Here is an 11445-nt window from a genome sequence, read left to right as displayed (position 1 = left end):
CCGGGGCGTCCGACCGGGCCCNCCGGTCCCCGAGGCCGCGTNCCACNCGCGCCGTCCGGTGCGCGAGCGACGGCCCGGGTGGGCGCGGGGCGGGGTGGGTCGGGGTGCGGGCGCTCGTCCAGCGCGAGCAGCGACAGCACCCCCTGGACGGGCTCACCGGCCGTGGCCTGGCGGATCCGGTCGGCCAGGGCGTCCCGGTCGAGGTCCGCGCCGTCGGCCGGGGCGAGGCGCCGGATGTCGGCGCCCCGGTCGGCCAGCGCGGCGACGACGCGCCGCACGGTGTCGGTGTGGCCGGCGGCGGCGGCCGGTTCGGCGACCAGCCAGACGCCGGGGGCGGCGGCGAGCCGTGGCTCCGCCAGCGGCTTCCAGGTGACGCGGTAGCGCCAGCCGTCGAGCGCGGACCGCTCGCGTTCGCGGCGCCGCCACGCGGACAGCGCGGGGAGCAGGGTGCTGAGCGGCTGGTCCACGTCGATGCCCACGGCGTCCGACAGCGAGGCGAGGTCGTCGCTCTCGACGGCCTCCCAGAACCGGGCGTCGGCCGTGCCGAGGTCCGTGGCCTCCTGGGCGGGCGTGGGGTGCGGGGCCCCCTCCAGCCAGTAGCGCCGCCGCTGGAACGCGTACGTGGGCAGCTCGACGCGGCGGGCACCGGTCCCGGCGAACAGCGCCGCCCAGTCCAGGGCGGCGCCCCGGACGTGCAGTGTGGCGAGGGCGCCGGTCAGCGTCTCGGTCTCGGGCCGCCCGGCGCGCAGCACGGGCACGAAGGCCGCGTCCGCCACGTCCTCGGAGCCCTCGTCCCCGGCGGTGACGCAGTCCTGTGCCATGGCGGACAGCACACCGTCCGGGCCGAGTTCGACGTAGGTGGTGACGCCCTGGGCCGCCAGGCAGCGGACCCCGTCGAGGAAGCGGACGGCGTGGCGGACGTGGCGCACCCAGTAGTCGGCGGCCATGCCCAGTTCGCCGGCCACCGGCTGCCCGGTGACGGTGGAGACGATCGGGATGCGCGGCGCCCGGTAGGTCAGCCCCTCGGCGACCTTGCGGAACTCGGCGAGCATGCCGTCCATGAGCGGGGAGTGGAAGGCGTGGCTCACGGTGAGCCGCTTGGTCTTGCGGCCCCGCTCCTCGAACGAGGCGGCGATCTCCAGCGCCGCGTCCTCGTCGCCCGCGATGACGACCGACGTGGGCCCGTTGAGCGCGGCGATCGAGACGCTCTCGGTCAGCAGCGGTGTCACCTCGTCCTCCGACGCCTGCACCGCGATCATCGCGCCGCCGGAGGGCAGCTCCTGCATCAGCCGGCCGCGGGCGGCCACCAGCGTGGCGGCGTCCTCCAGGGACAGCACCCCGGCCACGTGGGCCGCGGCCAGTTCGCCGATGGAGTGCCCGGCCAGGACGTCGGGCCGCAGCCCGGCGGCCTCGGCCAGCCGGTACAGCGCCACCTCGAGGGCGAACAGCGCGGGCTGGGTGAACCCGGTCCGGTTCAGCAGCTCCTCGTCGGTGCCGAACAGCACGTCGTACAGCGGCCGTTCGAGATGCCGGTCCAGTTCGGCGCAGACCGCGTCCAGCGCCGCCGCGAAGACGGGGCTGGCCTCGTACAGCTCACGGCCCATGCCGAGCCGCTGGCTGCCCTGCCCGGTGAAGAGCACGGCGGTCCGGCCCTCGGTGGGCACGCCCCGGACCAGCTGGGCGGCGGACTCGCCGCGGGCCAGGGCGGCCAGGCCCGCGAGCAGCCGGTCCCGGTCCGGGCCGAGGACCACCGCGCGGTGGTCCAGGGCGGCCCTGGTGGTGGCCAGGGAGTACGCCACGTCCACGGCGCCGGCTCCGGGGTCGGCCTCCAGGTGGGCGCGGAGCCGCTCGGCCTGGGCGCGCAACGCGTCCTCGCCCTTGGCCGACAGCGGCCAGGCCACCACATCGGGCCGCACCAGGGGGTGCCGCGGCTCGCCGCCGACCGCCTCGTCGTGCTCCGGGGCCTGCTCCAGGACCGTATGGGCGTTGGTGCCGCTGAAGCCGAACGAGGAGACGCCCGCACGGCGCGGACGGCCGGTCTCCGGCCACGCCACCTGCTCCGTCAGCAGTGACACCGCGCCCGCCGACCAGTCCACGTGCGGTGACGGCTCGTCCACGTGCAGGGTGCGCGGCAGCACGCCGTGGCGCATCGCCATGACCATCTTGATGATGCCCGCGACACCGGCCGCGGCCTGGGTGTGGCCGATGTTGGACTTGATGGCGCCCAGCCACAGCGGACGGTCCTCGGGGCGCTCCTGGCCGTAGGTGGCCAGCAGCGCCTGCGCCTCGATCGGGTCGCCGAGCCGGGTGCCGGTGCCATGGGCCTCGACCGCGTCCACCTCACCGGGGGTCAGCCCGGCGTTGGCCAGGGCCTGCCGGATGACGCGCTGCTGGGCGGGGCCGTTGGGCGCGGTCAGACCGTTGGACGCGCCGTCCTGGTTGATCGCCGAGCCACGGACGATCGCCAGCACCGGATGGCCGTTGCGCCGCGCGTCCGACAGCCGCTCCACCAGCAGCATGCCGACGCCCTCGCCCCAGCCGGTGCCGTCCGCCCCGGCCGCGAACGCCTTGCAGCGGCCGTCCGGGGCCAGCCCGCGCTGGCGGCTGAACTCGATGTACGCGCCGGGGCTCGACATGACCGTCACACCGCCCGCGAGCGCGAGCGAGCACTCGCCGCCGCGCAGCGCCTGGATCGCCCAGTGCAGCGCCACCAGCGACGACGAGCACGCCGTGTCGACCGTGACCGCCGGGCCCTCCAGGCCGAAGGTGTACGCGAGCCGGCCGGAGACCACGCTGGCCGCGTTGCCCGTGCCCAGGTAGCCCTCGACGCCCTCGGGCACGGTGTGCAGCGAGGCGTCGTAGTCCTGCCCGTTGGAGCCGACGAAGACACCGGCGGTGGAGCCGCGCAGCGTCGCCGGGTCGATCCCGGCCCGTTCGAACGCCTCCCAGGAGGTCTCCAGCAGCAGCCGCTGCTGCGGGTCCATCGCCAGCGCCTCACGCGGCGAGATCCCGAAGAACGCGGCGTCGAAGTGGCCCGCGTCGTAGAGGAAACCGCCCTCGCGGGCGTAGAAGGTGCCCCGCTTGTCGGGGTCCGGGTCGTACAGCGCGTCCAGGTCCCAGCCGCGGTCGGCCGGGAACTCGGCGATCGCGTCGCCGCCCGCGGTGAGCAGCTGCCACAGCTCCTCCGGCGACCGCACCCCGCCGGGGAAGCGGCAGCTCATCGCGACGATCGCGATCGGGTCGTCGTCGGCCGCCGGCCCGGCCGCGGGGCGGGGGGCCGCGGGGTCGGCGACGGTGGCCGTGCCGGTCAGTTCGCTCCGCAGATAGCCCGCGAGGGCGGAGGCCGTCGGGTAGTCGAAGACCAGGGTCGCGGGCAGCTGGACGCCGCTGGCGGCACCGAGCCGGTTGCGCAGCTCGACGGCGGTCAGCGAGTCGAAGCCCAGCTCGCCGAAGGCCCGGTCGGCGCCGATGGACTCCGAGCCGTCGTGGCCGAGCACCGCGGCCACCTGCGTACGCACCAGGTCCAGCAGCAGCCGGTCCCGCTCGGCCTCGCCCAGCCCGGCCAGCCGGGCGGCCAGCGAGGAGCCGTCGGTCCCGGGTCCGGTGGCGGGCTCCGGCTCCGCCGCGCGCAGCTCGGGAAGGTCCGCGAGCAGGCGGCTGGGCCGTACGGCGGTGAAGTCCGGCGCGAACCGTTCCCAGTCGATGTCCGCGACCGTGACCACCGTGTCATCGAGGTCGAGCGCCCGCTGAAGGGCGCCGATCGCCAGCCCGGCGTCCATCGGCGGCAGTCCGCCACGGCGCATCCGCCGCTCCAGCGCCTCGTCGGCGGCCATGCCGCCCGCGGCCCACGGGCCCCAGGCGATGGAGGTGGCGGGCAGCCCCTCGGCGCGGCGCCGCTCGGCCAGCGCGTCGAGGTGGGCGTTGGCCGCCGCGTAGTTGGCCTGCCCCGCGGCGCCCAGGGTGCCGCTGGTCGAGGAGAACAGCACGAAGGCCGACAGGTCCCGGTCGCGGGTCAGCTCGTCGAGGTGGGCCGCCGCGGCCACCTTGGCACGCAGCACGGCTCCGAAGCGCTCGGGCGTGAGCGAGTCCAGTACGCCGTCGTCCAGCACGCCCGCCGTATGGAAGACACCGGTCAGCGGCAGCTCGGCCGGAAGTCCGGCGAGGAGCCGCGCGAGCGCGTCCCGGTCGGCCACATCGCACGCGGCGACGGTCACCCGGGCGCCGGAGGCGGCGAGTTCGTCGCGCAGCTCGGCCGCGCCGGGCGCGTCGAGGCCGCGGCGGCTGGTGAGCAGCACGTGCTCGGCACCGCCCGCGACCAGCCAGCGGGCCACCTGGGCGCCCAGCGCGCCCGTACCGCCGGTGACCAGGGTGGTACCGGCGCCCGGGGTCCAGGAGCCGCCCGCGGACGCGGGCTCGGCGGCCCGCACGAGGCGGCGGGCGAACACACCCGACGCCCGCACCGCCACCTGGTCCTCGCCACCGGCCCCGGCCAGCACCTCCGCCAGCCGCGTCAGCGCACGCTCGTCGGCCGTCCCCGGGAGGTCCACCAGACCGCCCCAGCGCTCGGGCAGCTCCTGCGCCGCCGCCAGACCCAGACCCCACAGCTGGGCCTGCGCCGGGCTGACCATTCCGTCCGAGCGGCCCACGGCCACCGCGCCCCGCGTGGCCACCCACAGCGGCGCGCCGATGCCCGCGTCGCCCAGGGCCTGCGTCAGCGCGGCGGTCCGCAGCAGCCCGTCACCGTCCGCGAGGGCCAGCAGGGACACCACGCCACCGGTCACCGCCTCCTCGCCGATGGCCCCGGCCAGCGCGGCGGCCACGGCGGCGCGGTCGCCCTCGGCGGGCAGCTCGACGCGGCATACGTCGGCGCCGCGCTCGTTCAGCATCCGTACGGCCCCGGCGACCCAGGCGTCCCCGGCCGCCTCGGCCGGTGCCACCACGAGCCAACGGCCGCTCACGGAGGCGGCGGAACGGTCGGTGACCGGCTTCCACGACACCCGGTAGCGCCAGCCGTCCACGGTCGAACGCTCCGACTGCCGCCGCCGCCACGCCGACAGCGAGGGCAGCAGCGCTTCCAGCGCGCCGTTGTCCTCGGCGCCGAGGTTCAGGGCCGTGGCGAGCGAGGTCAGGTCCTCGCGCTCGACGGCCTCCCAGAAGCGCGCGTCGACCGCGTCCTGAGCCGTGGCGTCGGCGGTGGCGGCGGCCGTGCGCACGTCCAGCCAGTAGCGCCGCCGCTGGAAGGCGTACGTCGGCAGCTCCACGCGCCGCGCACCGGTCCCGGCGTAGAACGCCTCCCAGTCCGGCGTGACACCACGCACCTGGAGGGCGGCGAGGGCGGTGGTGACGGCCCCGGCCTCGGGGCGGTCCTTGCGGAGCGCCGGGACGAAGGCGGCCGGGTCGGCGTCGGTGACGCACTCCTGGGCCATGGCGGTCAGCACACCGTCGGGGCCCAGTTCGAGGCAGGTGGTCACGCCCTGGGCTTCGAGGGTGCGGACACCGTCGAGGAAGCGCACGGCCTCGCGGACGTGGCGCACCCAGAAGTCCGGGGTGGTGATCTCCTCGGCGGACACCACGTCGCCGGTGAGGTTGGAGACGATCGGAATGCGCGGGGCCTGGTAGGTGAGACCCTGCGCCACCTCGCGGAACGCCTCCAGCATCCCGTCCATACGAGGGGAGTGGAACGCGTGGCTGACGGTGAGCCGCTTGGTCTTCCGACCCTGCGACTCGAAGCCCGCCGCGATCTCCATCGCCACGTCCTCGTCACCGGCGATGACGACCGACGTGGGCCCGTTGAGGGCGGCGATCGACACCCGCTCGGTCAGCAGCGGCGCCACCTCGTCCTCCGACGCCTGGACGGCGATCATCGCGCCACCGGCCGGAAGCTCCTGCATGAGACGGCCACGGGCCGCCACCAGCTTCGCCGCGTCGGCGAGCGACAGCACACCCGCCACATGCGCGGCGGCCAGCTCACCGATGGAGTGACCCGACAGGAAGTCCGGCCGCAGCCCCCACGCCTCGACGAGCCGGAACAACGCCACTTCGAGCGCGAACAGCGCGGGCTGGGTGAACCCGGTCCGGTCCAGTACCGCCGCGTCGTCCCCGAACAGCACCGTTTTCAGAGGCCGTTCAAGATGCGGGTCCAGCGCCGCGCACACCGCGTCCAGCGCCTCCGCGAACACCGGATAGGCGTCATACAGCTCACGCCCCATTCCCAGCCGCTGGCTCCCCTGCCCGGTGAACAGGAACGCCAGCTTCCCGGCCACCGGGGAGCCCTCCACCAGGCCCGTGGCCGGTTCGCCGGAGGCCAGCGCGTCCAGGGCGCGCAGGAAGCCCTCGCGGCCGTCCGCCACCAGCACCGCGCGGTCCTGGAAGGCGGTGCGCCCGGCGGCCAGGGTGTAGCCGATGGCGGCCAGGTCCACGTCCTCGTCGGCGGCGGGCAGCCGGTCGCGCAGACGGCGGGCCTGGTCGCGCAGCGCGTCCCGGCCCACGGCCGACAGCGGCCACGGCAGCACCGGCGGTACGGCGGACGGCCGCGCCGCCACGTCTTCCCGGCCCTCGGCGGCCGGCGGCTGCTCGATGATGGTGTGCGCGTTGGTGCCGCTGATACCGAACGAGGAGATGCCCGCGCGGCGCGGACGGCCGGTCTCCGGCCACTCCATCGGCTCCGTCAGCAGCGCGACCGCGCCGTCCTCCCAGTCGACGTTCGGCGACGGCGCGTCGATGTGGAGGGTCTGCGGCAGTACGCCGTGGCGCATCGCCATGACCATCTTGATGATGCCCGCGACACCGGCGGCGGCCTGTGTGTGACCGATGTTGGACTTGATGGAGCCGAGCCACAACGGCTGTTCGGCGTCCCGGTCCTGGCCGTAGGTGGCCAGCAGCGCCTGCGCCTCGATCGGGTCACCCAGGGTCGTGCCGGTACCGTGCGCCTCGACCACATCGACATCACCGGCGGACAGCCCGGCACTGGCCAGCGCCTGCCGGATCACCCGCTGCTGCGACGGACCGTTCGGCGCCGTCAGGCCGTTACTCGCACCGTCCTGGTTGATGGCGGATCCCCGTACGACCGCGAGCACCGGATGGCCGTTCCGGCGGGCGTCGGACAGCCGCTCGACCAGCAGCATGCCCGCGCCCTCGGCCCAGCCCGTCCCGTCCGCCGACGCCGCGAACGACTTGCACCGGCCGTCCGTGGCCAGACCGCGCTGGCGGCTGAAGTCGATGAACGTCTCCGGGGTGGCCATGACCGCCACACCACCGGCCAGCGCCATGGTGCACTCGCCCGCGCGCAGCGCCTGGATCGCCCAGTGCAGCGCCACCAGCGATGACGAGCACGCCGTGTCCACCGTGACCGCCGGACCCTCCAGACCGAAGGTGTACGCCACCCGGCCGGAGGCGATGGAGCCCGCGTTGCCGGTGCCGATGTAGCCCTCGACACCGTCGGGGATGCCGTCGAGACCGGTCACGTAGTCGTGGTACATGACGCCCGCGAAGACACCGGTCTTGCTGCCGCGCACGGTCGCCGGGTCGATCCCGGCGCGTTCGAACGCCTCCCAGGAGGTCTCCAGCAGCAGCCGCTGCTGCGGGTCCATCGCCAGCGCCTCACGCGGCGAGATGCCGAAGAAGTCCGGGTCGAAGTCGGCCGCGTCGTGCAGGAAACCGCCCTCGCGGGTGTAGGAGGTGCCCGCGTGGTCGGGGTCCGGGTGGTAGAGGCCGTCCAGGTCCCAGCCACGGTCCACGGGGAAGCCGGAGATGCCGTCGCCACCCGTGGCGACCAGCTCCCACAGCTCCTCGGGGGTGCGCACCCCGCCGGGGTAGCGGCAGCTCATGCCGACGATGACGATCGGGTCGTCGTCCACCGCCGGGCTCGCCACCGGCCGTACGGGGACGAGGGGCGCCGTGGCCTCCTCGGCGCCCAGCAGCTCCTCGCGCAGATGACCGGCCAGGGCGTTCGGGGTCGGGTAGTCGAAGACCAGCGTCGCCGGGAGCCGCAGTCCGGTGACGGTCTTGAGGTCGTTGCGGAGCTCGACGGCGGTGAGCGAGTCGAAGCCCAGCTCCTTGAACGCCCGCCCCGCCTCGACGGCCTCCGGGCCCCCGTAACCGAGCACGGCCGCCACCCGGCCGCACACCAGCTCCAGCAGCTCACGGTCCTGTTCGGAGCGGGTGAGCCCGGCCAGGCGCTGGGCGAGCGAGGAGCCGTCGGCGGCGCTGGCCGCCGCGGCGGCCCGCCGGGCCGGGGTCCGCACCAGGCCCCGGAACAGGGCCGGCACGGTGCCGGTCGCCGTGGCCTCGGTGCGCAGCCCCGCGTAGTCGAGCCGCATCGGGAACAGCACGGCCGCACCGGCCGCACCATCCGCGCGGGCCGCCTCCGCCGCGTCGAAGAGCGCGAGCCCCTCGTCGGCTGCGATCGGGGCGACCCCGCCGCGTGCGATGCGCCGCAGATCGACCTCGTCCAGCCCGCTGCCCATACCCGCACCGGCCCACAGGCCCCAGGCCAGCGCGGTGGCCGGAAGCCCCTGGGCGCGGCGATGCTGGGCGAGAGCCTCCAGGAAGGAGTTGGCGGCGGCGTAGCTCCCCTGTCCGGGCGCGCCGAACACAGCGGCGGCGCCGGAGAACAGCACGAACGCGGACAGCTCGTGGTCACGCGTCAGCTCGTGCAGGTTCAGCGCCGCGTCGACCTTGGGACGCAGCACCCGCGCCACCCGCTCGGGCGTCAGCGAGCCGAGGACGCCGTCGTCCAGGACACCCGCCGTGTGCACCACGGCGGTCAGCGGATGCTCGGCCGGGACGGCGGCCAGGGTCGCGGCGAGCGCCTCGCGGTCGGCCACGTCGCAGGCCGCCCAGGTCACGGTGGCACCGGCCGCCGTGAGGTCGGCGCCCAGCTGCTCGGCACCTTCGGCCTCGGCGCCACGGCGGCTGACCAGCAGCAGCCGCCGCACACCGTGGGCGGAGACGAGGTGGCGGGCGAAGAGTCCGCCGAGGGTGCCGGTGGCGCCGGTGATCAGCACGGTGCCGTTCGGGTCGTACGACGGAACGCGGTGGGCGTCGGCGTCGGTGGCGTCGGCGGTGACGACGGCGCCCGCGTCGGTGATGACGGTGGCGCCAGCGTCGGCGGTGGCGGTGACGGTGGCGCCCGCGTCGGCGGTGGCGTCGGCGGCGGTGGCGGTGGCGGCGTCGGTGGTGACGGTGGCGGCTGCCTCGGTGACCGGCACCCGGGCCAGCCGTGGCGCGAGCGCCCCGCCCGCGCGCAGCGCCAGCTCGCCCTCGTCCACGCCGAGCGCGGCGGGCACCGCGCGGTACGAGCTCTCCTCGCCGTCCACGTCCAGCAGCACCAGGCGGCCGGGGTTCTCCGACTGCGCGGAGCGGAACAGACCGCGTACGGCGGCGGCCGGCAGATCCGCCACGCCCGCCCCCGGCTCGGTCTCCACCGCGCCCCGGGTGAGCAGCACCAGCCGCGACGCGGCGAACCGCTCATCGGCCAGCCACGACTGAAGCAGGCCGAGCATCGCCTGCGTGGCCTCGTGCACGGCCGACGCGCCGCCGTCACCGACACCGTCGCCGATACCGGACCCGACACCGACACCGACACCGACACCGACATTGGCACCGGCACCGGCACCGGCCAGCAGCACGGTGCCGGGCGCGGGCGCCCCGGCCTCCACGGCGGTACGCAGCGTCGACAGATCGCGATAGGCGGCGAGCCGGATCTCTGGCCCGAACGCGCCCTCCAGCACGGCCAGTTCGCCGGTGTCCGCGCCCAGCACCGCCCAGTCGCCCGTGGCCGCGCCCGTCGCGGGCGCCGGAACCGGCGTCCACTCCAGCCGGAACAGCGACTCGTGCAGCCCGCCACGGGCCGCGCGCACCTGGTCGGCGGAGGCCGGCCGCAGCGCCACGGACTCGACCGTGGCCACCGGACGGCCCGTACCGTCGGCCACCAGCAGCGAGACCGCGTTCGACGACCGCTCGGACAGCCGCACCCGGAGCGCGTCGGCCCCGGCCGCGTACAGCCGCACACCGTTCCACGCGAACGGCAGCAGCGCACCCTCCGCCAGCGCCGCCTCCCGGTCGGCGCTGTCGAGACCGATGACGTGCAACGCGGCATCGAGCAGGGCCGGGTGCAGCCCGAACCGCTCGGCCTCGGCGCCCTGCGCCGGCGCCGCGCCCTCGGGGAAGCCCACCTCGGCGTAGAGGTCCTCGCCGAGCCGCCAGGCGGCCCGCAGCCCCTGGAACACCGGCCCGTAGCCGAGGCCCGCCCCGGCCAGTTCCTCGTACAGCCCGTCGACCGCGATCGGCGTCGCGCCCCGCGGCGGCCATACGGCCAGCTCATCGGCCTCGGCGGACGCGCCGGACCCGGGGGTCCGGGCAGCGGCGACCGCGAGCACACCGGTGGCGTGGCGCGTCCACGGCTCGGTGCCGAGCGCGTCCTGCCGACGCGAATGCAGGCTGAAGGAGCGGCGGCCGGACTCGTCCGGCCCGTCCACGACGAGCTGTACCCGCACTCCGGTGTGCTCCGGCAGCACGAGCGGGGCTTCCAGGGTCAGTTCGTCCAGCCGCTCGCAGCCGACCTGGGCACCGGCGGCGCTCGCCAGCTCGACGAAGGCCGTACCGGGCAGCAGCACGGTGTCCATCACCGCGTGGTCGGCGAGCCACGGGTGGGTACGGGTGGAGAGCACACCGGTGAGCAGGAGGCCATCGGCGTCCGCCAGCGACACGGCGGCGCCGAGCAGCGGATGGTCGATGTCGCCCAGCCCGATCGACTCGGGGTCGCCCGCCGCGAGGGCGGCGGCACTGGGCCAGTAACGCTGCCGGTGGAAGGGGTACGTGGGCAACACGGCCAGCTCGGCGGGGTCCACGGGGGCGGCACCCGCACCGGAGAAGACGGCCGCCCAGTCCGGCGCCACCCCACGGACGTGTGCCCGTGCGACGGCCGACAGCAGCGCCTCTGCCTCGGGGCGGTCCTTGCGCAGGGTGGCGGCGAACGCGATGTCCTCGCCGGTCACGCACTCGTGCGCCATCGCGGAAAGGACACCGTCGGGGCCCAGCTCCACGAAGGTCGTCACGCCCTGCGCTTCCAGCGCGCGCACACCGTCGAGGAACCGCACGGCCTCGCGGACGTGGCGCACCCAGAAGTCGGCCGTCGTGATCTCCTCGGCGGAGACCAGCTCACCGGTCAGGTTGGACACGATCGGGATACGCGGGGCCTCATACGTCAGCCCCTGCGCGACCTCACGGAACGCCTCCAGCATCCCGTCCATACGCGGGGAGTGGAAGGCGTGGCTGACCATGAGCCGCTTGGTCTTCCGCCCCTGAGCCTCGAAGCCCGCCGCGATCTGAACCGTCGCGTCCTCGTCACCCGCGATGACCACCGACGCGGGCCCGTTGAGCGCGGCGATGCTGACCCGCTCGGTCAGCAGCGGCGCCACCTCGTCCTCCGACGCCTGCACCGCC

At 75.5% G+C, this 11445-nt stretch carries 1 protein-coding gene; it reads right to left on the bottom strand.

The window, feature by feature from the left end; all coding sequences use genetic code 11:
• Positions 1 to 11445 (bottom strand): type I polyketide synthase (locus AXW62_RS08755; RefSeq protein ID WP_107406248.1); only part of this gene is annotated, 11445 nt, incomplete at both ends.

The organism is Streptomyces hygroscopicus subsp. hygroscopicus (assembly GCF_001553455.1).
GTDB classification, from domain to species: Bacteria; Actinomycetota; Actinomycetes; order Streptomycetales; family Streptomycetaceae; genus Streptomyces; species Streptomyces hygroscopicus.
Note: the sequence above shows the minus strand (reverse complement) of the source record. Positions and strands in the feature narration are given on the sequence as shown.